Origin of the sequence: Agrobacterium vaccinii, assembly GCF_021310995.1 — a bacterium.
In the GTDB taxonomy this organism is placed as follows: Bacteria; Pseudomonadota; Alphaproteobacteria; order Rhizobiales; family Rhizobiaceae; genus Agrobacterium; species Agrobacterium vaccinii.
The window spans coordinates 1223587-1247423 of sequence record NZ_CP054151.1 but is presented as its reverse complement, the minus strand read 5'-3'; the positions used below and the strand labels follow the sequence as shown (position 1 = coordinate 1247423).

General features: G+C 59.1%; 19 protein-coding genes. 11 read left to right on the top strand and 8 right to left on the bottom strand.

Translation table 11 applies throughout. The features are described 5' to 3' along the window. Positions 1–181 precede the first annotated feature (181 nt). On the top strand, positions 182–1003 hold the full coding sequence (locus tag HRR99_RS20905) for an LON peptidase substrate-binding domain-containing protein (RefSeq protein WP_233124727.1): 822 nt from the start codon (positions 182–184) through the stop codon (positions 1001–1003). A 139-nt stretch (positions 1004–1142) separates the two neighbouring features. On the opposite strand, the gene HRR99_RS20900 is transcribed toward HRR99_RS20905, so the two are convergent. Beyond that, on the bottom strand, positions 1143–1730 hold the full coding sequence (locus tag HRR99_RS20900; protein ID WP_112499315.1) for a hypothetical protein: 588 nt from the start codon (positions 1728–1730) through the stop codon (positions 1143–1145). Positions 1731–2107: 377 nt separating this feature from the next. Here HRR99_RS20900 and HRR99_RS20895 point away from each other — a divergent pair, with 377 nt between their 5' ends. The 7 genes from HRR99_RS20895 (at position 2108) to HRR99_RS20865 (ending at position 8576) form a co-directional block, all read left to right on the top strand. After that, positions 2108–3718 (top strand): ABC transporter substrate-binding protein, encoded by a 1611-nt coding sequence (locus tag HRR99_RS20895; protein ID WP_233124726.1) that lies wholly within the window; start codon positions 2108–2110, stop codon positions 3716–3718. Between the two features lie 35 nt (positions 3719–3753). Beyond that, positions 3754–4710, top strand: coding sequence for an ABC transporter permease (locus HRR99_RS20890; protein ID WP_422387354.1), 957 nt, complete (start codon positions 3754–3756; stop codon positions 4708–4710). Continuing rightward, positions 4707–5537: an ABC transporter permease gene (locus HRR99_RS20885; protein ID WP_233124724.1), complete on the top strand. Its 831-nt coding sequence runs from the start codon at positions 4707–4709 to the stop codon at positions 5535–5537. The genes HRR99_RS20890 and HRR99_RS20885 overlap by 4 nt, the downstream gene beginning before the upstream one ends. Continuing rightward, positions 5534–6328 (top strand): ABC transporter ATP-binding protein, encoded by a 795-nt coding sequence (locus HRR99_RS20880; protein WP_233124723.1) that lies wholly within the window; start codon positions 5534–5536, stop codon positions 6326–6328. Before HRR99_RS20885 ends, HRR99_RS20880 begins: the two co-directional genes overlap by 4 nt. Beyond that, complete coding sequence (locus HRR99_RS20875) at positions 6325–7125, top strand: ABC transporter ATP-binding protein (RefSeq protein WP_233124993.1); 801 nt, start codon at positions 6325–6327, stop codon at positions 7123–7125. The genes HRR99_RS20880 and HRR99_RS20875 overlap by 4 nt, the downstream gene beginning before the upstream one ends. Further along, a complete protein-coding gene (locus HRR99_RS20870; protein ID WP_233124722.1) occupies positions 7112–8209 on the top strand; it encodes a pyridoxal-phosphate-dependent aminotransferase family protein in 1098 nt (365 codons plus the stop codon). The genes HRR99_RS20875 and HRR99_RS20870 overlap by 14 nt, the downstream gene beginning before the upstream one ends. Positions 8210–8393: 184 nt before the next feature. Further along, positions 8394–8576 carry a hypothetical protein gene (locus tag HRR99_RS20865; RefSeq protein ID WP_233124721.1) on the top strand — a complete coding sequence of 61 codons (183 nt, stop codon included), beginning with the start codon at positions 8394–8396 and terminating at the stop codon, positions 8574–8576. A gap of 244 nt (positions 8577–8820) precedes the next feature. On the opposite strand, the gene HRR99_RS20860 is transcribed toward HRR99_RS20865, so the two are convergent. From HRR99_RS20860 to HRR99_RS20835, 6 genes are all read right to left on the bottom strand, one after another. Then, entirely contained in the window at positions 8821–9666 is an 846-nt protein-coding gene (locus HRR99_RS20860; protein WP_111841691.1) for a dipeptide ABC transporter ATP-binding protein, read from the bottom strand. Next, positions 9663–10529 (bottom strand): ABC transporter ATP-binding protein, encoded by an 867-nt coding sequence (locus tag HRR99_RS20855; RefSeq protein WP_233124720.1) that lies wholly within the window; start codon positions 10527–10529, stop codon positions 9663–9665. Before HRR99_RS20855 ends, HRR99_RS20860 begins: the two co-directional genes overlap by 4 nt. Before the next feature lies 1 nt (position 10530). Continuing rightward, the gene (locus HRR99_RS20850) at positions 10531–11397 is read right to left on the bottom strand and encodes an ABC transporter permease subunit (protein ID WP_422387372.1); all 867 of its coding nucleotides are present in this window, start codon (positions 11395–11397) and stop codon (positions 10531–10533) included. Between the two features lie 67 nt (positions 11398–11464). Next, positions 11465–12469, bottom strand: coding sequence for an ABC transporter permease subunit (locus HRR99_RS20845; RefSeq protein ID WP_111841689.1), 1005 nt, complete (start codon positions 12467–12469; stop codon positions 11465–11467). A 140-nt stretch (positions 12470–12609) separates the two neighbouring features. Next, positions 12610–14211 carry an ABC transporter substrate-binding protein gene (locus HRR99_RS20840; protein ID WP_112499325.1) on the bottom strand — a complete coding sequence of 534 codons (1602 nt, stop codon included), beginning with the start codon at positions 14209–14211 and terminating at the stop codon, positions 12610–12612. 349 nt (positions 14212–14560) lie between these two features. Continuing rightward, complete coding sequence (locus tag HRR99_RS20835; protein ID WP_233124719.1) at positions 14561–15253, bottom strand: superoxide dismutase; 693 nt, start codon at positions 15251–15253, stop codon at positions 14561–14563. Positions 15254–15388: 135 nt separating this feature from the next. On the opposite strand from HRR99_RS20835, the gene HRR99_RS20830 reads away from it, so the two are divergent. From HRR99_RS20830 to HRR99_RS20820, 3 genes are all read left to right on the top strand, one after another. Continuing rightward, a complete protein-coding gene (locus tag HRR99_RS20830) occupies positions 15389–16456 on the top strand; it encodes an NAD(P)-dependent alcohol dehydrogenase (protein ID WP_233124718.1) in 1068 nt (355 codons plus the stop codon). 97 nt (positions 16457–16553) lie between these two features. Next, a complete protein-coding gene (locus HRR99_RS20825) occupies positions 16554–17606 on the top strand; it encodes a sugar phosphate isomerase/epimerase family protein (protein WP_233124717.1) in 1053 nt (350 codons plus the stop codon). A gap of 19 nt (positions 17607–17625) precedes the next feature. Then, the gene (locus tag HRR99_RS20820) at positions 17626–18813 is read left to right on the top strand and encodes a Gfo/Idh/MocA family protein (RefSeq protein ID WP_233124716.1); all 1188 of its coding nucleotides are present in this window, start codon (positions 17626–17628) and stop codon (positions 18811–18813) included. Between the two features lie 757 nt (positions 18814–19570). On the opposite strand, the gene HRR99_RS20815 is transcribed toward HRR99_RS20820, so the two are convergent. Then, the gene (locus HRR99_RS20815) at positions 19571–23818 is read right to left on the bottom strand and encodes a beta strand repeat-containing protein (RefSeq protein WP_233124715.1); all 4248 of its coding nucleotides are present in this window, start codon (positions 23816–23818) and stop codon (positions 19571–19573) included. Between the last annotated feature and the right edge of the window lie 19 nt (positions 23819–23837).

Sequence of the window (23837 nt, the reverse complement as noted above, 5' to 3'; positions counted from 1 at the left end):
CTAATATTGACAATGAAAGAGCTTCCGCGCACAATCGGTGCTAGGTAGATACAACCTGCTGCTTGCGCCCCGCAGGGTACGGTGAATGTATCGAGCCACTTATGGCTCTCTTTGCCCGAACGAACGGCTCAGCAACGCAAGCCCCTGATGCTCTCCGTTCGTTTATGCAAAGGATCATCTTATGCGCGATTTCCGCGATGCCAAAACTATGGCGAAAACGCTACGTGAAGCGCTTCACGCCAAATCAGTTACCTTCACCAACAGTGAGAGCCAGGAGCTCGTTGCTAAAATTCTTGGCTATCGAGACTGGAATGTATTGGCCGCAAGGATCCAAGCGACTCAGTCGTCCACGACCTCGGCCCAGGCCAACACGCCTTATCCAGCCAAGGCGGTGATTCCCGTTGTTCCTATGCGGGACATGGTCCTGTTTCCACACATGATCTCGCGGATTTTCGTGGCGCGCGACAAAACTCGTCAAGCGGTGGAATACGCTCTTGTCGGTGATCGACGCGTTGTCGTTGTCTCCCAGAGGCACAGCTCCGACGATCTTCCCACCACTCTTGATGCACTCCATCCGGTGGGCGTCATAGCAAACGTGGTCGATCGCCAGACACAGGTAGACGGAACTCTCAAGGTCACCGTCTGTGGGCTTGAGCGAACGGGCATCGCCCGCCTTATCGATGGCGAGTTCTTGGCGGCAGAGGTTAATCCGATTAAAGAATTGAGCGGCCAGTCGAAGGAGGCCGCCGCTCTTTCGAACGCAGTTCTCAATGCCTATAAGACTTACGCCAATGTCGATTTTTCTGCACTTCCGCCAGGATCAAAAGCCCGTTTTGGCCTGCCCTCGATCGGCGATGCAGGCCTGCTGGCTGATACAGTCGCACCTTTGCTGTCGACCAGTCTCGAAGAGAAGCAACAACTCTTGGAAACCCACGACGTGGTTACCCGCCTCGAAAAAATCATCGAGTTAATGTGCGCTGGTCGCTCAGAAGCTTTCGCATAAATAAAAATTTTTGCAAAAAATCGGGATCGCCACTTTTTCAAAAACTATTGTCGCAAAAGTCGACGTTTTGCGGCAGCGAGTATTCTACATTTCAGTTAGGGGTGGGCCTGAACCCACCCCTTTCCGTTGCTGCTTCCTATCAACGCGATGCCGTGTGGATCATCCGGCACAGCTGCGTCAGGGCCGCATCATAGCCACCGCCCAAAATGTCCACGCAGCGTTTGGCCAGTCTGACCTGCTGAGTGCGCGACATGTTGTTGTAGGAGATGATGGCATCCCTGACAGCACCGGGAGGTGTCGTGCCGGGGCTGATCGGTCCACCGGGAACCCCGGGGTTGCCGATACCGACACCGACATTCACGCCGACACCGGTGGTCGTACCCACACCCACCTTGGCATTGGCGTTGACCTTACCAGCGGATGCGTTGACATTGGCATTGATGCCGCTTTTGCCGCCGACACTGGCGCTGGTATTGGCGTTGACGCCACTTCTTCCGCCCACGGAGGCGTTGACATCGGCACCAAGCCCGCCACCGCTTCGTCCGCCGACATCCGCACCGGCATTGATACCACCGCTCCCTCCTACAGAGGCGCTGGCACTCACACCGCCGCGATCATTACCGCCAACACTGGCGCTGACCCCGCCCACGCTCACATCGAGTGAATGCGCCTGAAACGGCAGGGCAAGACAAGCTGTGACGAACAAAGAAGATGTTATTTTTCTCATTGGTTTCTCCTCCTCCTTGTGGGCTTGCTGGACATAAGCTCTCCTAACCCACTGGGACGAATAGTATATAAGCATCACCTTTAATTTAGAAGTCTAAACGTTAGAGTTCACTAATATTTGCTTTTCGCTAAATCCGCAGGTGTCCTGAAACGATAAACAGAAGCACTCCCGAGGAGCAGCTTCTCAAGGGCACTATCTGGTTGTGGGTACACAATTCCAAATGCATCAGATGCTTCGCAACAATGATCCCGCCACTGCTCTGCGGAGGTAAAATCATTGCTGTCACCGGCCTTAATTGTCGTGGACACTGGGCTTGCCGAGGCTTTACACTGCATCCTGTGGTGTTGCCTGCGCCTGTTCCATTTCTGGAGTTATCCATGCCGACCCTGTCGCTTTCCCGACGCTCCCTCATCAAGACCGCAGCCCTTCTGGCAGCCTCGACAACGCTTGTTCGCCCCGGCTTTGCGTGGGCAGCGGGCGGCAGCGGTCGCCTCGTCGTAGCGGCGGATTCGGAACCGAAAAATCTCAATCCGGCCATCGTTGCCTCCAACGGCGTCTTCTACATTTCCAGCAAGATCGTGGAGCCCCTGGCCGAAGCATCTTTCAAAGGCAAGGATGGGCTGGAGCCACGTCTGGCGACGGAATGGGAAGGCTCTGCCGATGGCCTCAGCGCCACGTTCAAACTGCGTGAAGGCGTGACGTGGCATGATGGCAAGCCATTCACCTCGGCAGATGTCGCGTTTTCGGCACTTTCTGTGTGGAAGCCGCTGCAAAACCTTGGACGTCTCGTCTTCGCCAATCTCGAAGCGGTCGATACGCCGGACGAACATACCGCCATCTTCCGTTTTTCCAAGCCGACACCGTTCCAGCTTCTGCGCAACGCCCTGCCGGTCGTCACCAGCGTCATTCCCAAGCACCTGTACGAAGGCACCGATATCGCCACCAACCCGGCCAATACAAAGCCCGTTGGCACGGGTCCATTCGTCTTTGCGGAATACAAGCCGGGCGAATATTACCGGCTGACGCGCAACGAGACCTATTGGGTCAAAGGCGCACCGAAGCTCGAAGAAATCATCTACCGCGTCCTGCCGGACCGGGCGGGTGCAGCGTCTGCGCTGGAAGCCGAAGAAATCCAGCTCGCAGCCTTTTCCGCTGTGCCCCTGTCGGACCTCGCGCGCATTGCCAAGGAGCCGGGTATCAAAGTCATCGCTGATGGTTACGAGGCGCTGACCTATCAGCTGGTGGTCGAGATCAACCATCGCCGAAAGGAACTGGCAGACCTGAAGGTCCGTCAGGCCATCGCCCATGCTATCGACAAGAAGCTCGTCGTTGACACCGTCTTTTTAGGCTATGCCACTGCTTCCACCGGCCCCGTGCCGAAAAACGCGCCGCAATTCTACACACCGGATGTCGAGACCTATGATTTCGATATCGCCAAGGCCAATGCGCTGCTGGATGAGGCGGGTTACAAGCGCGCCGCCAACGGCACCCGCTTCTCTCTGAAGCTTTTGCCCGCACCCTATTTCAACGAGACCAAGCAGTTCGGCGCCTATCTGCGTCAGGCTCTGGCAGAGATCGGCATCGACGCGGAACTGGTCAATAACGACGCCGCCGCTCACCAGAAGGCCGTCTATACCGACCACGCCTTCGATCTGGCCGTCGCACCGCCGGTCTTCAGAGGCGACCCGGCGATTTCCACCACCATTCTTGTCAAGTCTGGCACGCCTGCGGGTGTCGGCTTCTCTAACCAGGGTGGTTATGAAAACAAAGAGCTGGATGCACTGATCGACAAGGCCGCCGAAACCATCGATGAAAAAGCCCGCACGGAGCTTTACAAGCAGTTCCAGAAACAGGTGACGCAGGACCTGCCGCTCATCAATGTTGCGGAATGGGGCTTCATCACCGTTGCCCGCGATACCGTCAACAACGTTGCCAGCAATCCGCGCTGGGCCGTTTCCAACTGGGCGGACACGGCGTTGCAGGCATAGCGGTGAAGGGTGCGGGCAGGATCATAGGCCGTCGGTTGCTCAGCGCCATTCCGGTGCTGACAATCATTCTGCTGCTGACCTTCCTGCTGCTCGAAAACGCCTCGGGCGATGCTGTCGATGCCTATCTCGTCTCCATTGGCGGCGGCGATGCCGCTCTGCGTGAGACATTGCGCAGCCAATACAGCCTCGACCAATCCATGCTGGCCCGCCTGTGGCTTTACGTCTCGTCAGTGGCGCGGCTCGATCTGGGCTGGTCCGTCGCCTTCGACCGCCCGGTCCTGTCGCTGATCCTCGAGCGCCTACCCAACACTTTGCTGCTGATGGGAAGCGCCACGGCACTGTCCTTTGCGCTCGGCTCCACGCTCGGCATCATTGCGGGTGCAAAGCCCGGCAGCGTGCAGGATCGGGCGCTGTCCACGCTGTCGCTGGCGCTTTACGCCATGCCGGGTTTCTGGCTGGGGCTGGTGTTGGTCATCGCCTTTTCCGTCAAGCTGCGCTGGCTGCCAACATCGGGCATCGAAACCATCGCGTCCGGCGAACAGGGGCTGGAAAGAGCGCTGGATATCGCCCGGCATCTCGTCTTGCCCGTGGCCAGCCTCGGCTTCATTTATCTGGCGCTGTTTCTGCGGGTTATGCGAAGCGCCATGGCCGAGATTTGGCGGCTGGAATTCGTCGATTTCGCACGCTCCAAAGGCCTGTCGTACCGCCGCATCGTCCTGCGCCACGTCGCCCGAAACGCAGCGCTGTCGCTGGTTACGGTGCTTGGCCTTCAATCCGCAGCCATGCTGGGCGGCAGCGTCGTCATCGAAAGCGTCTTTGCCGTTCCGGGCTTCGGCAGGCTGGCGCAGGAAGCCGTCAGCGGGCGCGATACGCCGCTGTTGATGGGCATTATCCTGACCAGCGCCGTCTTCGTCATTCTGATCAATCTGGTGGTCGACCTCCTCTACGCCGTGCTCGATCCGCGCATCGGCGCGCAGGAGGGCACGGCATGAGCCTTCTGCGACAGATACCACGCAGCGCGGAAGGCCTGATTGGCCTCTTCATCCTGCTCCTCATCGCCAGCGCCGCCATCGCCGCGCCCTTTCTGTTTCCCAGGGACCCACTGTCCATCGTCGGCGCGCCGCTGATTGTACCCTTTGTCGATCCGGCGCTGCCGCTCGGCACCGATAGTCTGGGGCGCGACGTGCTGGCCGGGCTGTTTCACGGCGCGCGCATTTCGCTCACCGTCGGCATCAGCGCCGCTGCCGCAGCCCTCATCATCGGTGCTGTCGTCGGCACGCTTGCGGGCTTTGCCGGTGGGCTTGTGGATGAGGCGCTGATGCGGGTCACGGATGCATTTCAGATCGTGCCCAGCTTTCTGCTGGCACTGGCCTTCGTCAGCACCATCGGCGCGTCCACACCCATCGTCGTGCTGGCCATCGCACTCAGCGCATGGGCGGACCCAGCCCGGCTGACACGGGCGCAGGTGCTTTCCATCCGCGAGCGCGATTACGTGGCATCGGCACGCGCCATCGGCATGCATCCGCTGGAAATCGCCCTGCGGCAAATCCTGCCCAATGCGCTGGCCCCGGTACTGGCGCTCGCTGCCATCATCGTCGCCGCTGCCATTTTAACCGAGGCCGCGCTGTCCTTTCTCGGCCTTGGCGATCCCAACGTCGTCACCTGGGGCTCGATGATTGCGCAAGGCCGCAATGTGCTCCGCTCCGCCGCCTATCTCTCCATCATTCCCGGCCTTGGCCTGCTGGTCACGGTGCTCGGCGTCTATCTCTTTGCGGAAGGCATCAACAAGGCGCTCGCCAGACAGGTGCAGACGCCATGAACCAGAACCCGGTCTGCGATATCCATGATCTCAGCGTCACCTATGCGGGCGCAACCAGTCCTGCCCTACAGAATGTCTCGCTATCGATAGCCGTCAACCGCCGTCTGGCCATCATCGGCGAGAGCGGATCGGGCAAAAGCACGCTGGCCAGAACACTGGCGCATCTCCTGCCGCCGGGCGCTCAATCCTCGGGCGACGTCGTCTGGCATCTTGCAACCGGCACTCCGGTGCCATTAGCCGGACGCGATATCGGCTATGTGTTTCAGGACCCCGGCGCCAGTCTCAACCCCGTACTGACCATCGGCGAACAGGTGGCCGAAGGGGCCGTTCGGCATCTGGGCCTGTCGTGGAAACAGGGCCTTGCCCACGCCCGCGATCTGTTGAACGAGGTGCAGCTTCCCCATCCCTCATCCCTACTGGACGCCTATCCGCATCAGATGTCCGGCGGGCAGCGCCAGCGCGTGGCCATTGCCGCCGCCATCGCCGCCAGGCCTAAAATTCTGATTGCGGACGAAGCCACCAGTGCGCTCGATACCATCACGCAGGCTGCCATCGCCCGGTTGCTGGACAGGTTGGTGCAGCAAAACGGCATGACGCTGCTCTTCATCACCCATGACATCGCGCTGGCCTCGTCGCTTGCGGATGACATTGCCGTGCTGAAATCCGGTCGTCTGGTCGAGACGGGTAGAGCAGCAAGTATGCTCTCCACCCCGCAGCATGCCTACACGAAAAGCCTGCTCGCCGCGCATATCGACATCACCACGCCACCGCTGATCGAGAGTATGTGCTGATGGCTACTCTCCTGTCGGTTGACGGCATATGCAAAACCTACCGCGATCGCAAACGCGAAACCCATGCCGTGCGCGATGTGTCCTTCACGCTGGAGCAGGGCGAAACGCTGGGGCTTGCCGGGCCCTCGGGCTGTGGCAAATCCACGCTCGCACGCCTTATCATGCGCCTGATCGAACCGGATGCGGGCAGCGTAACGTTTCGCGGCGAGAACTGGCTCGCCCTATCCGGCAGCAGTTTGCGCCATGCAAGGCGGCATATGCAGATGGTGTTTCAGGACACCAACGCCGCCTTCAACCCTCGGTCCACGGTTGCCACCGTTATCGGAGAACCACTGCGCATCCACGAGATCGTTGCGGCAAAGGCGCGGGCGGCAGAGGTTGCACGGCTGCTGGAACGTGTCGGTCTGCCAGCCGATGTCGCGGCCCGGCCCGTGCTGGAGCTTTCCGGCGGGCAGCGGCAGCGTGTCGCCATCGCCCGTGCTCTCGCCACCCGCCCGTCGCTGATCGTTATGGATGAGGCGGTGTCGGCGCTCGATGTCTCGGTCCGGGCCCAAATCCTCTCGCTCCTCGTTTCCCTTCAGCGCGAAACCGGCCTTGCCTGCCTTTTCGTCTCCCACGACATTGCCGTTATCCGCGCCGTCTGCCACCGCGTCTTCATCATGGAGGCAGGGCAGATCGTGGAATATGGAGAGACGCAACGCATCGTTTCCAACCCGCAATCGCAGACTGCCCGCCGCCTCGTCGGCGCTGTTCCTGCCTTGCTGCTTGATAAGGACCTAAACCATGCCCAACCGTGACTGGAGCCATCTGCTCGACATTCCGCCCTTTCCCGCAGAACGCTACGCGATGCTGGCAGACCGATTGGCGCATGCGATGGGCACGAAAAACGATGTCCTGCTGATACAGGCAGAGGCGGTGGTCGCGCTGGAAGCGGTGGCAACCAGCCTTGCACGTCCCGGCCTTTCCGCCCTCAACATCGTCACGAGCCCATACGGCACGTGGTTCGGCCACTGGCTGCAACGCGGCGGTGCCGATGTCACCAATCTGTCTGCAGAGCCAGGTCACCAGATCAACGCGAAGGCAGTGCAAGCGCAACTGGACGCCAACCCCGACATAGCAGCACTTGCCCTCGTGCACGCCGAATCCGCGAGCGGCATTCTCAACCCGCTGGAAGAGATCGTTGCCCTCGCAAAGGACCGTGGCATCCTCACCATCGTCGATGCTGTGGCCTCCATCGGCGGACATCCGCTCGATGTCGACGGTCTGGGGATCGACATCGCCGTGATCGGCCCGCAGAAATCACTCTCGGGACCGGCAGGGCTTTCGGCAATCTCGGTTAGCTCCAAGGCATGGACCCTGTTGGACCACTCGACAGCCCCCCGAACCTCCATCCTGTCGCTGATGGATCAGAGGGAGCAATGGCTCGACACTGGCCGTGGCACCATTCCCGGCACCCCCGCCCCGCTCGAATTCTTCGCGCTCCAATCCGCCCTCGACCGGATCGAGGCTGAGGGCATGGACAACGTGCTGCGGAGACATGATCTGGCAAAGCGTGCCACACGCGCCGGGCTCGTAGCATTGGGGGCAGAACTCTGGGCACAGGAGCCATCCGCATCCGCCCTTGTCACAACAGCCGTTCTGCCGCCGGATATCGACCGCGAAACTTTCCTCTCACGCCGCACGATAGCCGGTGCGGATATCACCGCGGGCGTCGGTCCCGGCACGGAGCGGCTGGTTCGCCTCAACCACACCGGACAGCGCGCCAATGAGGAATCTGTGCTCGCCAATCTGACCGCTTTTTCCCGCGCGCTTGAAGCCGCAGGCCAAGCCGCCGATCTCGATCAGGCCCTGCGCGCCGCCGTTCAATCCTACCGCTCGTAATGGAGCTTTTGAGCGGCATTTCGCGAAGTCGGAATGAATCTTCGCATATTAGCGCTTTTCAAGAATGAAATCCTTCAACTCATCCACAGGAGTAACAGACTAATTCCATCGGCAATCTTGACGAAAACGTGGCAACGCGCAAAACTTTACCTCTCGTTAAACACTGTGACGAAGAGGGACAAAAATGGTTGCTGGCTTCAATATGCTATCCTTCGACCTGTTCGGACTTGGTCGCAAGGCCCAGGAAGACAAGCTCAACCGCGAGCGCGGCTTCACCACGGAAACGAAAACCAGGGACGAGTCGGAACAGCACGACAAGGATCAGGAACACGAGTTGTTCTTCTGGTCGCTTTATCCGGTGATCTAGGGCTTGCGTGAGATTTCGGGAGGGTGATGGTGCATCGCCTGACTAAGGTCCAAAACATCCACTACCTCCGCCATCCTCGGGCTTGTCCCGAGGATCTAATCACGCTTCTGCGGATACGACGTGGCAGATATCAGGGACGAGCCAGAGGCTGACGGCAGCTAATGTTGCTAGTCGGCGGACAGCAGGCATAACCCACAACCACCCCAACATCAGAGCCCGGCCATAACCGGGCTCCTCCTATCCCTCAACCAGCCTTGGCCATGTTCTTCGCTGCCATGCGGGCGCGGATCGAATCCACGTCGGCTTTAGGGGTGGCGGCGAACAGGGTGCGGGTGTAGGCGTGCTGGGGGTTGTTGAACACCTCTTCACGCGTGCCGTATTCCACGGCTTCGCCGAAATACATCACCATCACCTCATCGGCGAGATACTTCACCACCGACAGATCGTGGGAGATGAAGACGTAGGTCAGGCCGAACTCGTCCTGAAGGTCGGACAGCAGGTTGAGCACCTGCGCCTGAACCGAAAGGTCGAGCGCCGAGACAGGCTCGTCCAGCACTAGGAGCTTCGGGTTCAGCATCAACGCACGCGCAATGGCGATACGCTGGCGCTGGCCGCCAGAGAACATGTGCGGGTAGCGATTATAGTGTTCAGGCCCCAGACCCACGCGCACCAGCATCTCGTTTGCCTTCTCGCGACGCTCCGCAGCCGACATCTTGGTGTTGATGAGCAGCGGCTCGCCCAGCACGTCGCCGATCTTCTGGCGCGGGTTGAGAGAGCCGTAGGGGTTCTGGAACACGATCTGCACCTTCTGGCGCATTTCAGCCGTCAGATGGCCGGGACGGGTATCGACCTTCTGGCCGTCGATCAGCAACTCGCCGGAAGTCGGCTCATCGATGAAGGTCAACATGCGCGCCAGCGTGGACTTACCGCAGCCGCTTTCGCCGACGATGGCCAGCGTCTTGCCGGTTTCCAGCGCAAAGGACACGCCCTTGACGGCGTGAATGGTCTTGGAAGGCTTCATGAAGCCGCCTGCCATATGGTAATCCCGCTTCATATTGCGGATTTCGAGCATGGTGTTGTTGCCGGTCATGCTGTTTCTCCCGCAACTGATGGGGCCGGTGTCGGTGTGCCATCGAAGAACTGCGACACGGTGGTCAGGCGATCACCCGTCGCGTTTTCAGGCAGTGCTGCCAGAAGCGCCCTGGTGTAGTTGCTCTGCGGGTTCTCGAACAGCGAAAGCACGTCGGCTTCCTCCATCTTGCGACCCTTGTACTGCACCACCACGCGGTCTGCCGTTTCCGCCACCACACCCATGTCGTGGGTGATCATGATGAGGCCCATGCCGTTTTCGGCCTGAAGCTTCATCAAGAGATCGAGGATCTGCTTCTGGATCGTCACGTCGAGCGCGGTCGTGGGCTCGTCGGCAATCAGGAGCTTCGGATTGCAGGCGATGGCAATGGCGATCATCACGCGCTGGCACTGGCCACCGGACATCTGGTGCGGGAAGTGCTTGAGCCGTTCTTCCGGGTCGGGAAGACCGACCAGCTTGAAGAGTTCGATGGCGCGGGCGTGGCGGGTTTTCTTATCCATGCCCATGTGGATGCGCAGAACTTCTTCCAGCTGGAAACCGACCGTGAAGCACGGGTTTAGGCTCGCCACCGGTTCCTGGAAGATCATGGCGACATCCTTGCCGATGAGCTTGCGGCGTTCGGCAGCGGTCAGTGTCTGGATGTCGCGACCTTCGAACAGCATGCGGTCGGCAGTGATCTTCGCCGTCCAGGGCAGAAGCCCCATGACGGCCAGCATCGAGACCGATTTGCCGGAACCGGATTCACCGACGATGGCGAGAACTTCGCCCTTTTCGACGGAGACGGAGATGCCATCGACGGCGCGGAACCAGCCGGTGGCGGTTTCGAACTCGACGACGAGATTATCGATTTGCAGAAGTGCCATGTCAGGACCTCTTCAGTTTCGGGTCAAGCGCATCGCGCAGACCATCACCCACCAGATTGATGGCGAGAACGGTCACGAGGATGGCAATGCCGGGGAAAGTAACGACCCACCATGCGCGCAAAATGAACTCACGCGCTTCGGCAAGCATGGTGCCCCATTCCGGTGCAGGCGGCTGTGCGCCCATGCCGAGGAAGCCGAGTGCTGCGGCATCGAGAATGGCATTCGAAAACGACAGCGTTGCCTGCACGATGAGCGGTGCCGTGCAGTTGGGCAGAATGGTGCGGAACATTAGACGCAGCGGTCCGGCACCGGCCAGACGCGAAGCGGTCACGTAGTCCTTGGACTTTTCCGCCATCACGGCAGCACGGGTCAGGCGCACGAAATGCGGCTGAAGAACGAGCGCAATCGCGATCATGCCGTTGGTCAGTCCCGGGCCGAGGATCGCGACCAGAACGAGCGCGAGCAGCAGCGACGGGAAGGCCAGAATGATATCCATCAGGCGCATGATGACCGTATCGAGCCAGCCGCGATAATAACCGGCGAGAACGCCGATGATAACGCCGGTGGAGAGCGACAGTGTGGTGACGAAAACGCCGATGAACAGCGAATATTGCGCACCGTAGATCAGACGCGACAGAATATCGCGACCGACGGGATCGGTGCCCAGAAGGTAGGAAAGATTACCGCCTTCCATCCACGCGGGCGGCAGCAGAACGAAATCGCGGTACTGCTGGAACGGCGAATGCGGTGCGATGACGGGCGCCAGAATTGCGACGATCACAAGGGCGACGAAAACATAGAGGCCGATCACGGCGCCCTTGTTTTCGGAGAAATAGAACCAGAATTCCTTCAGCATCTGCTTGCGCATGGCGGAAGAGGAAACCGGCTCGGCTTTTTTGATGATGGCGGTATCGGCCATGAAACGATCCTCTTCTTTAATGCCGGATGCGCGGATTGATGAGGCCATACATGAGGTCAACGATGAGGTTGACGACCATGATGATGCCCGCAATCAGCAGGAGACCGCCCTGAATGACAGGGTAGTCACGGCGGAAGACGCTATCGACCATCCATTTGCCGATGCCGGGCCAGGAGAAGATCGTTTCGGTAAGAATCGCACCGGCCAGCATGACGCCGACCTGAAGGCCGATGGTGGTGATGACGGGGATCATGGCATTGCGCAGCGCGTGGATGCCAATCACTCTGAACGGTGAAAGACCCTTGGCGCGGGCGGTGCGCACATAGTCTTCCGACAGCACTTCCAGCATGGCAGAGCGCGTCTGACGGGCGATGACCGCCAGCGGAATCGTGGCCAGCACGATGGATGGCAGCGCCAGATGGCTGAGCGCCGACGCAAATGCGCCCTTCTGTCCAGACAGCAGCGAGTCGATCAGCATAAAGCCGGTGACAGGCGGGAAATAGAACATCAGCGAGATGCGTCCCGAGACCGGTGTCCATTGCAGGATACCGGAAAACAGGATGATCAGCAGCAGACCCCACCAGAAGATCGGCATGGAGTAGCCAACAAGTGCCACGCCCATGACGCCCTGATCGAAGATCGATCCGCGCTTGATGGCCGCGATGACGCCTGCCGGAATGCCGATGGCGATGGCGATGATCATGGCGCAGAAGGACAGTTCCACGGTGGCCGGGAACAGTGCCTTGAACTGCGTGAGAATAGGCGTCTTGGACACGATGGACGTGCCGAAATCACCCATCAGGATACCTTTGAGGTAATCCAGATACTGGATGATCATGGGACGGTCCATGCCGAGTGCCGCGCTGATCTGCGCATGACGCTCGGGCGACATGACACGTTCGCCCGACAGAAGTGCGACCGGATCGCCCGGCAAAAGCCGAATGAACAGAAACGCGATAATGGAAACCCCGATGAATGTCGGGATGAGCACGGCAATGCGCCGCACGAGAAAGCCAATCATGAGAAACCTTCGATCTGTTCCGGCCGGAACCTATGCGCGGGTAGCGACCTTTGCGGCCTGCTTCTTACTTTTGTTGTTCAAAACGCAAGTGCCGCGCGCCTTGAGACAAGACACGCGGCATTTTTCTATGCGTCGGGTTGTTACTCGGCAATATCCACGTTTTCGAACGTGAAGTCACCCAGCGGGCTCTGGACGAAACCAGTGACTTCCTTGCGCATCGGAACGACGGACAGGGAGTGGTCGATGGTGGCCCAAGGTGCCTGCTTCTTGAACACGACCTGAGCTTCTTCGTAGAGCTTGGTGCGTTCTGCCTGATCGGTAGTGATCTTGGCCTTCTTCACGAGAGCGTCGAAGTCCTTGTCGCACCACTGAGCACGGTTGTTGCCGCCAACGGCATCACAGCCGAGCAGCGTGTCGAGGAAGTTGTCCGGATCGCCATTGTCGCCGGTCCAGCCGAGGAACACGGCACCGTCACGGTCCTTTGCCTTCGAACGGTCGAGATATTCGGCCCATTCGTAGGAAACGATCTCGACCTTGACGCCGATCTTGGCGAAATCATCCTGGATGACTTCGGCAGCGCGGCGGGCGTTGAGCATGTACGGACGCGAAACCGGCATCGCCCAGACCTTCATGGACAGGTCCTTGACGCCTGCGTCTGTCAGCATCTTCTTGGCTGCTTCCAGATCGTAGGTGTCGTCTTCAACCTTGTCGTTGTAGGACCACATGGTTGGCGGCAGCGGGTTCTTGGCAGGCGTGGCCATGCCCTGGAACACGGCGTCAACGATGGCCTTCTTGTTGATGGCCTTGTTCAGCGCCTTGCGGACTTCCGGCTTATCGAAAGGAGCCTGCGTGGTGTTGTAGGCGAGATAGGCAACGTTGAGGCCTTCCTGCTCCATAACCGTCAGGGTCTTGTCTTCCTTCATGGACTTCACGTCGGCAGCGTTCGGGTAAGGCATCAGGTGGCATTCGCCAGCCTTCAGCTTCTGGAAACGAACGGCGGCATCTGTGGTGATGGCGAAAACCAGATCGTCGATCTTTGGCGCGCCGCCCCAATAGTCCTTGTTGGCCTTGAAGCGGATGACGGCATCCTGCTGGTAACCGACGAAAGCGAAGGGACCGGTGCCGACTGGCATCTGGTTCAACTGCGCCTGCTTGCCTTCAGCGGCCAGCTTGTCGGTGTATTCCTTCGACATGATCGAAGCGAACGGCATCGCGATGTTGGCGAGGAACGGTGCTTCCGGGCGGTTCAGGGTGAACTTGACCGTCATGTCGTCGACTTTTTCAACCGACTTGATCAGCTTGGGGAAGCCCATGCCTTCGGCATATTCCCAGGACGTGCCTGGAACATACTGGTGCCATGGGTTGTCGGTCTTGATCTGGCGCTCGATGGAGAACACGACGTCGTCAGCGTTGAGGTCACGCGTTGGCGTGAAGAATTCTGTGGTCTGGAACTTCACGCCCTTGCGGAGCTTGAAGGTGTAGACGGTGCCGTTTTCCGAAACTTCCCAGCTTTCAGCAAGGCCAGCAACAGGCTTGGTGGTGCCGGGTTCGAATTCCAGAAGGCGGCTGTAAACGGTGTGGGCCGAGGCATCGAATGTGGTGCCGGCGGTGTAGAGACCGGGGTCGAAACCTTCCGGCGAACCTTCAGAGCAATATACGAAGGTTTTTGCGCTTGCAGCGGCAGGTGCAAAGCACGTCGCCGAAAGCAAGGCTGCAGCGATTAGGCCAAGTTTGTATCTCATCAAAGAGCTCCCAATTTTTGTATCCGGCTCGCTTATTCTGCGACTACCGATGCAACTTGGTTATAAGAAACTTTGCACATACTCAAGCGGCCAACCGAAACGATTCAGGTGGTTTTTTGACCAAATGTTCAACTTCAGGCGATTTTGATACTAATTTAGGCGCAGGGATTAGAATCATATGTTTCCTGCAACAGTATTTAACCACTGCTTTTTGGTCGAAAACACTGTGTTTTCCCGGTCGGCGCGGGCGCGAAATCGGCAGAAAGGAAAAAGCGGCTGACGCCTCAAGTTTACGTCAGCGCCCCAGCGAAACCGGGGCGCTGTGCGCTATAGACGTTTTTCGAGGGTGTTACGCCTTAGCGATCTTGTCGCCCACGACCCGCCAGTTTACGAGGTTTTCCAGCACGACCTTGATGTGTTCTGGCTTGCGGTTTTCATAATCCACGTAATAGGCGTGTTCCCAGATATCGATGCCGAGATAAGCCGCGCGACCGACGGCAACCGGGTTGTTGGCATCCTCATAGCCCACAAGTGCCAGCTTGCCCTGATCATCGCGCGTCAGCCACACCCAGCCTGTGCCGAAGACTTCGTCTGACGTGGCGACGGCCTTGGCGATGAAGGCGTCGTAATCACCGAATGCCGCGCTGAGCTCCTCTGCGGCCTTGCCATCCGGTCTTTTCGGGCCCCCGGGCACGAATTGATCCCAATAGACCACATGGTTCCACGCTTGGGCGGCGTTGTTGAAAATCTTCTTGTCGGCAGTCTTGCCAGCGGAAGCCTTGACGATCTCTTCCAGCTCCATATCGGCGTATGGTGTGCCCTTGGCCAGCGTGTTGAGCTTGTCGAAATAGGCCTTGTGGTGCTTGCCGTAGTGCAGACCAACGGTTTTGGCCGAAATGTGCGGAGCAAGGGCATCTTCCGCAAATGGCAAGGCCGGTTGTTTCAATGGCAGGGCGGCGCGTGCGATGGACGGCGCGGAAAGGGCGGATGCTGCGGCAGTGGCTGCTGTGGCCGCCATGATGGCGCGTCTGGTCAGTAACATGTGTCGGTCTCCTCCGGTGGGTGTCTGGAACGCAAACATGCTCACTCTCTAAAAGTTGCTTTTAAACCTTGCTTCTTCGCCGTCTTCGCGATTTTGTTATCTAAGCAGATGCTGTTGAGAGTCGAGGAGAATGCAATGCAATCACAGGTGAAACCCGGCGAAGAACGCGCACTCGTTCTGGAGGAAATCGGCAAGCTTTCGCTGCGTCCGTTTCCGCTGGAAGAGCAGGTTGGGCCGCATGATGTGCGCATTGCCATCCATACCGTCGGTATCTGCGGCAGCGACGTGCACTATTATACCCACGGTGCCATCGGCAATTTCGTGGTGCGCGAGCCGATGATTCTGGGACATGAGGCCTCTGGTACCGTAACCGAGATTGGCTCCGCCGTAACCAACCTGTCGGTGGGGGACCGCGTGTGCATGGAGCCGGGCATTCCCGACCCGATCAGCCGCGCAAGCCGCATCGGCCATTACAATCTCGATCCTGCGGTGCGCTTCTGGGCAACGCCGCCCATCCACGGCGTGTTGCGCGCATCGGTCGTTCACCCGGCTGCCTATACGTTCAAACTGCCCGACAATGTCTCCTTTGCAGCGGGCGCGATGGTGGAGCCGCTGGCAGTCGGCGTACAGGCGGCTACTCAGGCCAAGGTCAAGCCGGGTGATATCGCCGTCGTCATCGGTACCGGTCCCATCGGTCTCGTTACCGTGTTGGCCGCCCTTGCTGCCGGTTGTGCACGCGTGATCGTGTCGGATGTCGATCCGGTGAAGCTGGATATGGCCCGTGGTCTAGGCCCGGTCGAAACCGTCAATGTCCGCGAGCATGATCTTGCCGAACAGGTGCTGAAATCCACCGGCGGCTGGGGTGCGGATGTCATTTTCGAATGCTCCGGTGCGGAAGCGGCCATTACCCGCGTGTTCGAGCCGCTGCGACCTGCCGGGATGGTGGTGTTCGTCGGCATGCCGACCAAGCTTGTGGCCTATGACGTGGTGGCAGCGCAAATTCGTGAAGCGCGGGTCGAGCATGTTTTCCGTTACGCCAACGTCTTTGGCCGCTGCGTCGATATGCTCGCATCCGGTGCCATCGACGTCTCCGCACTCATCACCCGCACCTTCGATTTCGAAGACAGCATCAAGGCCTTCGATCTCGCCGCATCTGCTCCCGCGGGCGAAGTGAAGATGCAAATTATCATGCCTGGCGGTTGATTGAGGGTTGCACGAAAATATTCAGCGGTTAGCTTGAGCGGCGGTGGTGAGTGGAGGCTCAAACCACTTATCTGTATCGATGCAGGAGGATCAATTCATGAAGACGATCAAGGGGCCGGGGCTTTTCCTCGGTCAGTTTGCGGGCGATGCTGCGCCGTTCAACACGTGGGACGGCATCACCAAATGGGCGGCTGATAAAGGGTATCTCGGTGTGCAGGTGCCCACATGGGCCGGACAGTTGATCGACCTGAAAAAAGCAGCCGAATCCAAGGACTACTGCGACGAGTTCGCCGGTGTGGCCCGGAGTAACGGCGTCGAGGTGACGGAGCTTTCCACTCACTTGCAAGGCCAGCTAGTGGCCGTGCATCCTGCTTACGATGAAGCCTTTGATGGTTTTGCAGCACCCGAAGTGCGCGGCAACCCCAAGGCGCGTCAGGAATGGGCCGTCGAGCAGGTCAAGCTGGCGCTGAAGGCATCGCGCAATCTCGGCATCGATGCCCATGCCACCTTCTCAGGTGCGCTGGCATGGCCCTTTATCTACCCATGGCCGCAGCGCCCTGCCGGTCTGGTGGAAGCCGCTTTCGATGAACTGGCCAAGCGCTGGACGCCGATCCTCGATTATGCCGATGAGCAGGGTGTCGACGTCTGCTACGAAATTCACCCCGGCGAAGACCTGCATGACGGCGTGACCTTCGAGATGTTCCTGGAGCGGGTGAAGAACCACAAACGCGCCAATATGCTCTACGATCCCTCGCATTACGTGCTGCAATGCCTTGATTATCTCGACAATATCGACATCTACAAAGACCGTATCAAGATGTTCCACGTCAAGGATGCGGAGTTCAACCCCACCGGTCGTCAGGGTGTTTATGGCGGCTATCAGGGCTGGGTCAACCGCGCTGGTCGCTTCCGGTCTCTGGGCGACGGGCAGGTGGATTTCGGCGCCGTGTTCTCGAAAATGGCCGCCAATGATTTTGATGGCTGGGCCGTGGTGGAGTGGGAATGCGCGCTGAAGCACCCGGAGGACGGCGCGGCTGAGGGCTCTGAATTCGTCAAGGCGCATATCATTCGCGTGACCGAAAAGGCCTTCGACGACTTCGCTTCAAGCGGCACGGACGATGCCGCCAACCGCCGCATGCTGGGCCTATAAATCATTTCGAGGACATTTCATGGCTATTGAAGGAAAGACGACCGACAAGGCGAGCAAACGCATTCGCCTTGGCATGGTGGGTGGCGGCGCAGGCGCCTTCATCGGCGGCGTGCACCGCATGGCGGCACGGCTGGACAACCGCTTTGAGTTGGTGGCAGGCGCTTTGTCATCCACCCCTGAAAAATCCAAGGCATCCGGTCTGGAACTGGGACTGGACGAGGACCGCTGCTACGGCTCCTTCGAGGAGATGGCCGAAAAGGAAGCAGGCCGCGAAGATGGCATCGAGGCCGTCGCCATCGTCACGCCAAACCATGTGCACTACCCGGCAGCAAAGGCGTTTCTGGAACGCGGCATCCATGTCATCTGCGACAAGCCGCTGACCTCCAATCTGGACGATGCGAAAAAGCTGAAAGCGGTGGCGGACACGTCCGATGCGCTGTTCGTGCTGACGCATAATTACACAGGCTATCCGATGGTGCGCCATGCGCGGGAACTGGTGGAAAGCGGCGCGCTGGGTGACATCAGGCTGGTGCAGATGGAATATCCGCAGGACTGGCTGGCGGAACCCGTTGAACAGACGGGTGCCAAGCAGGCGGTGTGGCGCACCGACCCGGCGCAATCCGGCGCAGGCGGCTCCACCGGCGATATCGGCACCCACGCTTACAATCTCGGCTGCTTCATCTCCGGCCTCGAAACCGAAGAACTCGCCGCAGACGTCCACACCTTCGTGGAAGGGCGTCGTCTTGATGATAACGCCCACGTCATGCTGCGCTTCAAGGCCAGCGATGGCAAAGCGCCTGCCAAGGGCTTGTTGTGGTGCAGCCAGGTTGCCGTAGGCAATGAAAACGGTCTAAAGGTCCGCATCTATGGCAGCAAGGCTGGCATCGAATGGACGCAGGCCGATCCGAACTACCTGTGGTTCACCAAACTTGGCGAGCCCAAGCAGCTGATCACCCGCGGTGGAGCAGGTGCCGGTGCATCTGCCGCCCGCGTCAGCCGCATCCCCTCCGGCCACCCGGAAGGCTACCTCGAAGCCTTTGCGACAATCTACACCGAAGCCGCAAACGCCATCGATGCACGGCGTAACGGCACGGCGCTGGACAAGGCGGTCACCTACCCCACCATCGACGACGGCGTCAAAGGCGTCGCCTTCGTAGAGGCCTGCATCGCCTCGTCAAAGCAGAATGGCGGCTGGGTGAAGCTGTAATTCTTTGATACGACCGGGGTGCGGTGCGCCCCGGTCGTCGGCTTGCAGAACCTGCGTGAGCTTTTGGTAAACCGCGGCTCCTTCTCCACGTCATCCATGAGTTTCACTCGAAAATCAAAAAAATAAATAAAATCAACGCATTGAAGAATCTTCGAGCCTTCCCGCGTTAGAAGCCGATAGATCAGGCGATGCCGTCTCTGACTGTTACTTGAAAAAAATCCATTCAAAATCAAAGATTTATCAAAAAAACGCAAAAAATCGACAAAAGCTTTCTCAATGGTCCCCGAAGCTGTGCCTACAATTGCCTCGCTTCCATCGTCAGGGTGTATCGCGAGACATCGTGGCGGCTGGAAGTGGTGTTTGGGGTTTGGCCGGAACGTGCGGTCGAAACCGAGACATCGGTGCCACGACCCCAGCCGACGGCCCCGGACCCATCGAGAGCTCCGGCAAGCCAAGATGTCTGGTTGCGTGGCGAGACGGATGGAGGGTTTGTATGGGAGCCATAACGCCTCAGCAAACCCTCCCCTCGGCTTATGCTGAGGAAACGGACGAACGGAACAACCAGTGGCCACGCAAATGCGGACACGAAGACCACCATACCAGAGACATCACCGCATTTGCGTGTGTCCTCCGGGTCTGAACGACTGCACATCACGGACGCTACGCGCCGCGTGAATGCTTCGGTGTGCTCAACGCTTGGAAAGCAGGACAGGCACCGGCAACCGCCGAAACCCTTTTTCCCGGTGAGAACCTCAGATCAGAATCGCTTACTCATCCTTGCGCGTGCCCCTCCATATCTGTCGCCATCGCCTTCCACATTGAAAAGCAGGCTAAAATCGAGGTTCCAATCGTCGGGAGTTGCCAATGATATTCCCGTCGACACCGTGCCAAAAGCACCGGACCCGTCAAGGCCAGCGAACCCGCCTGTGAGGCCAATCTTCGGGGTCAGCGTGGTATCATTGCTCAGCGTGAACTTTCGCGCCACTTCGGCGCCAAGGCTCACTCGCAGTTGCTCGGAAGTGAAGCCATCGAGGGTCAACTCATCGCCTGCGGCATTGGACACAGTGTAATCGTCGACTTGTTCGGAGAGATAGACAGCGCGTAACTTGGGCGTCAGCACAGTTACCTCATCCAAACGCCATTGCCCCTTGATCGCCGTATCAGCCATCCAGCGCTTGGTGTCGAAGGTCCCGTCCCAGAAGGCGGTGTCGATGTCGTTGGCCGAACCGCCGTAGAGAATACTGGTATCCCAATACACGCCCTTGCCAATCTCCAGTGAGCTATAGGGCCCTACCAGCCAGCCATTGCCCGTAAGTTTTGCATCCGCATCGGTCGGATCGGTCATTCTATCCAGGTGGAACGATAGACCGACGAGTGCCTTGTCGGTGATCAGGTAATCAGCGCCCGCCGAGAGCATGCCAAAACTACCCCACCTGCGATCGTCGTCATCATCGCGATTGTGCATCAGAAATGCACCGCTCAGCCAGACATTGAATGGCGACGACGATATTCCGCCGAGGGATTGCCCGGAAGCATCGCCAGCACCGTTTCGATAGGCCTCAATTTGGGCAAAGCTGGTTGAAAAGCCGATTGTCATACCATTGGAAGAGGGAGATATCCTCGTCGTCACCGGCTCGTTCGCGTTCTCTGCGTTCCGTCTTTCCAGAAGACCCGGCACGTTGATGGCTGATGAGATCATGCTTTGTCGCGATCTCACAAAATCCCTGACGAGGCCATCGATCTCGGTTGCGACCTCGGCTGGATTGTAACCAAGGTTATAGGTCACGGTTCCCGTGCTGCTGCCAAGGCCGCTCGTGAGGCTGAAGGTGATCACGACAGGCCCGGAAAAGCCCGGCGTCGGAGTAAACTTCAGATACCAGCCAACCGGAGAAACCGGACCGGATTGTGCATAGTCACCCATGGTGAGAACAGCCCTGCCCGCATTCGACGGCACGACGGAAACAAGCTCTCCACTATCGAAGGGACCGCCGGTCGCATTCTTGTCGAGACGCGTATCTGGGGGAGAGGAACCCGCCTCGACAGTGATCGTCTGGCTTACAACCTGAACGGATTGCTCCTTTACCGTCAGATTGTATCGAGCTTTTCCGATCATGTTTTGCGCGTCCCTGACCTGGACCTCGAAAACATAGTCGTTCTGCGTGTTGTCAGCCAATGTACCGGACAATAAGCCGGATGTGCTCAATGTGAGCCCATCCGGCAAGGTGCCCGAAATGACATTGAAGGCGAAAGGGGCGGTTCCGCCTGAGACCGTGATCTGTTGATTGTATGTTTCTCCAGCCATCGCATCCGTCAGATTACCTTCAGAGGGAGACAGAACGAGATCTTCTGCCGTAGCGATGACGACGCTCAGCGTATAGGCCGCAGAGTCTTGTGCAGTGTTTGCATCCTTTGCGGTAATGGTGAAGGTCGCGCTTTCAGCCACTGTCGGGGTGCCGGATATGACGCCGGTTGAGGAGTTGAGGTCGAGGCCTGCGGGAAGTTCACCTGATGTGACCTCGTATGTGTAGGACGCTGTACCGCCAGATGCCGCGATTGTCTCGTTATAGGCCGTGCCCACAGTGCCTGCTGTCAGGGCGCCCCGGGGTGGAGAGAAGGTGAACGAGGTCGGGGCCGACACGGTGATGGAGACGGTCGCCGGTGACGACGTGCCCGTCGCATTCGTCGCTGTGTAGGTGAAGCTGTCAGTACCGGAATAGCCTGCCGTCGGCGTGTAGGTGATGGTAGTGCCGGATGCCGTTGCCGTGCCGTGGCTGGCTTGCGTATCAACGGCGACCAAAGCGGCAGCACCACCTGTTATGTCGAGGGTGATGGTATTGGCGGACGAGTTGGCCGCCACCGTCTCTGAAACGGCGTTTGCCATAGGAGCTTGAACCCCAATCACCAGCGTGTAGACCGCCGGGCTTGTCGCGGCGTTTGCATCCTTTGCGGTGATGGTGAAGCTCGCGTTTTCAGCTGCTGTCGGGGTGCCGGAAATGACGCCGGTCGAGGAGTTGAGATCGAGGCCTGCTGGTAGCTCACCTAATGTGACCTCGTATGTGTAGGACGCCGTACCGCCCGAGGCCGCGATGGTCACGTTATAGGCCGTGCCCACAGTGCCTGCTGTCAGGGCGCCCCGGGGTGGAGAGAAGGTAAAGGAGGTCGGAGGAGATACTGTGATCGAGACGGTCGCCGGTGACGACGTGCCCGTCGCATTCGTCGCCGTGTAGGCAAAGCTGTCAGTGCCGGAATAGCCTGCCGTCGGCGTGTAGGTGATGGCGGTGCCGGATGCCGTTGCCGTGCCGTGGCTGGCTTGCGTATCGACGGTAACCGATGCGGCTGCGCCACCTGTTATGTTGAGGGTGATGGCGTTGGCCGATGAGTTGGCAGCCACCGTCTCTGAAACGGCGTTAGCCACAGGAGCTTGAACCCCAATCACCAGCGTATAGGCCGCCGAGTCTTGTGCAGTGTTTGCATCCTTTGCGGTGATGGTGAAGCTCGCGTTTTCAGCCGCTATCGGGGTGCCGGAAATGACGCCGGTCGAGGAGTTGAGGTCGAGGCCTGCTGGTAGCTCACCTAATGTGACCTCGTATGTGTAGGACGCTGTACCGCCAGATGCCGCGATGGTCACGTTATAGGCTGTGCCCACAGTGCCTGCTGTCAGGGCGCCCCGGGGTGGAGAGAAGGTGAACGAGGTCGGGGCCGACACGGTGATGGAGACGGTCGCCGGTGACGACGTGCCCGTCGCATTCGTCGCCGTGTAGGTAAAGCTGTCAGTGCCGGAATAGCCTGCCGTCGGCGTGTAGGTGATGGCGGTGCCGGATGCCGTTGCCGTGCCATGGCTGGCTTGCGTATCAACGGCGACCGAAGCGGCTGCGCCACCTGTTATGTTGAGAGTGATGGCATTGGCCGACGAGTTGGCAGCCACTGTTTTCGAGACGGCGTTCGCCACAGGAGCTTGAACCCCAATCACCAGCGTATAGGCCGCCAAGTCTTGTGCAGTGTTTGCATCCTTTGCGGTGATGGTGAAGCTCGCGTTTTCAGCTGTGGTCGGGGTGCCGGAAATGACGCCAGTTGAGGAGTTGAGGTCGAGGCCTGCGGGAAGTTCACCTGATGTGACCTCGTATGTGTAAGACGCTGTACCGCCCGATGCCGCGATGGTCACGTTATAGGCTGTGCCTACCGTGCCTCCGGTCAGAGCTCCTGCCGGTGGCGAGAAGGTGAACGAGGTCGGGGCGGACACGGTGATGGAGACGGTCGCCGGTGACGACGTGCCCGTCGCATTCGTCGCCGTGTAGGTGAAGCTGTCAGTGCCGGAATAGCCTGCCGTCGGCGTGTAGGTGATGGTAGTGCCGGATGCCGTTGCCGTGCCGTGGCTGGCTTGCGTATCGACGGCGACCAAAGCGGCTGCGCCACCTGTTATGTTGAGGGTGATGGCATTGGCCGACGAGTTGGCAGCCACCGTCTCTGAAACGGCGTTAGCCACAGGAGCTTGAACCCCAATCACCAGCGTGTAGACCGCCGGGCTTGTCGCGGCGTTTGCATCCTTTGCGGTAATGGTGAAGGTCGCGCTTTCAGCTGCTGTCGGGGTGCCGGAAATGACGCCGGTCGAGGAGTTGAGGTCGAGGCCTACGGGAAGTTCACCTGATGTGACCTCGTATGTGTAGGACGCCGTACCGCCCGAGGCCGCGATGGTCGCGTTATAGGCTGTTCCCACAGTACCTGCTGTCAGGGCTCCTGCGGGTGGCGAGAAGGTGAAAGTTGCGGCATTATACGTGAATCCGCTTGAGAGCGTCGCCGTGTTCATTCCATCCGACAGAACGACATCGACAGCACCAGACACATGAGCTGGCGTGGTTGCGCTGATGGATGTTGCGCTGTTGACGGTGAAATTTGTGGCAGCTTCCGTTCCGAATTTGACGCTATTGATGGTGGCGAGATTGGTGCCAGTGATCGAGACGGATGTTGCACCATTGGTGGAACCGCTGTCGGGAGATATGGATGACATAACGGGGCCCGCTTCGCGC

Bases quoted from the DNA above. Each gene is read 5' to 3' on its own strand.
- HRR99_RS20905 (WP_233124727.1), top strand. From the start codon at position 182: ATGCGCGATTTCCGCGATGCCAAAACTATGGCGAAAACGCTACGTGAA.
- HRR99_RS20900 (WP_112499315.1), bottom strand. From the start codon at position 1,730: ATGAGAAAAATAACATCTTCTTTGTTCGTCACAGCTTGTCTTGCCCTG.
- HRR99_RS20895 (WP_233124726.1), top strand. From the start codon at position 2,108: ATGCCGACCCTGTCGCTTTCCCGACGCTCCCTCATCAAGACCGCAGCC.
- HRR99_RS20885 (WP_233124724.1), top strand. From the start codon at position 4,707: ATGAGCCTTCTGCGACAGATACCACGCAGCGCGGAAGGCCTGATTGGC.
- HRR99_RS20880 (WP_233124723.1), top strand. From the start codon at position 5,534: ATGAACCAGAACCCGGTCTGCGATATCCATGATCTCAGCGTCACCTAT.
- HRR99_RS20870 (WP_233124722.1), top strand. From the start codon at position 7,112: ATGCCCAACCGTGACTGGAGCCATCTGCTCGACATTCCGCCCTTTCCC.
- HRR99_RS20865 (WP_233124721.1), top strand. From the start codon at position 8,394: ATGGTTGCTGGCTTCAATATGCTATCCTTCGACCTGTTCGGACTTGGT.
- HRR99_RS20860 (WP_111841691.1), bottom strand. From the start codon at position 9,666: ATGACCGGCAACAACACCATGCTCGAAATCCGCAATATGAAGCGGGAT.
- HRR99_RS20855 (WP_233124720.1), bottom strand. From the start codon at position 10,529: ATGGCACTTCTGCAAATCGATAATCTCGTCGTCGAGTTCGAAACCGCC.
- HRR99_RS20850 (WP_422387372.1), bottom strand. From the start codon at position 11,397: ATGCGCAAGCAGATGCTGAAGGAATTCTGGTTCTATTTCTCCGAAAAC.
- HRR99_RS20845 (WP_111841689.1), bottom strand. From the start codon at position 12,469: ATGATTGGCTTTCTCGTGCGGCGCATTGCCGTGCTCATCCCGACATTC.
- HRR99_RS20840 (WP_112499325.1), bottom strand. From the start codon at position 14,211: ATGAGATACAAACTTGGCCTAATCGCTGCAGCCTTGCTTTCGGCGACG.
- HRR99_RS20835 (WP_233124719.1), bottom strand. From the start codon at position 15,253: ATGTTACTGACCAGACGCGCCATCATGGCGGCCACAGCAGCCACTGCC.
- HRR99_RS20830 (WP_233124718.1), top strand. From the start codon at position 15,389: ATGCAATCACAGGTGAAACCCGGCGAAGAACGCGCACTCGTTCTGGAG.
- HRR99_RS20825 (WP_233124717.1), top strand. From the start codon at position 16,554: ATGAAGACGATCAAGGGGCCGGGGCTTTTCCTCGGTCAGTTTGCGGGC.
- HRR99_RS20820 (WP_233124716.1), top strand. From the start codon at position 17,626: ATGGCTATTGAAGGAAAGACGACCGACAAGGCGAGCAAACGCATTCGC.
- HRR99_RS20815 (WP_233124715.1), bottom strand. From the start codon at position 23,818: ATGTCATCCATATCTCCCGACAGCGGTTCCACCAATGGTGCAACATCC.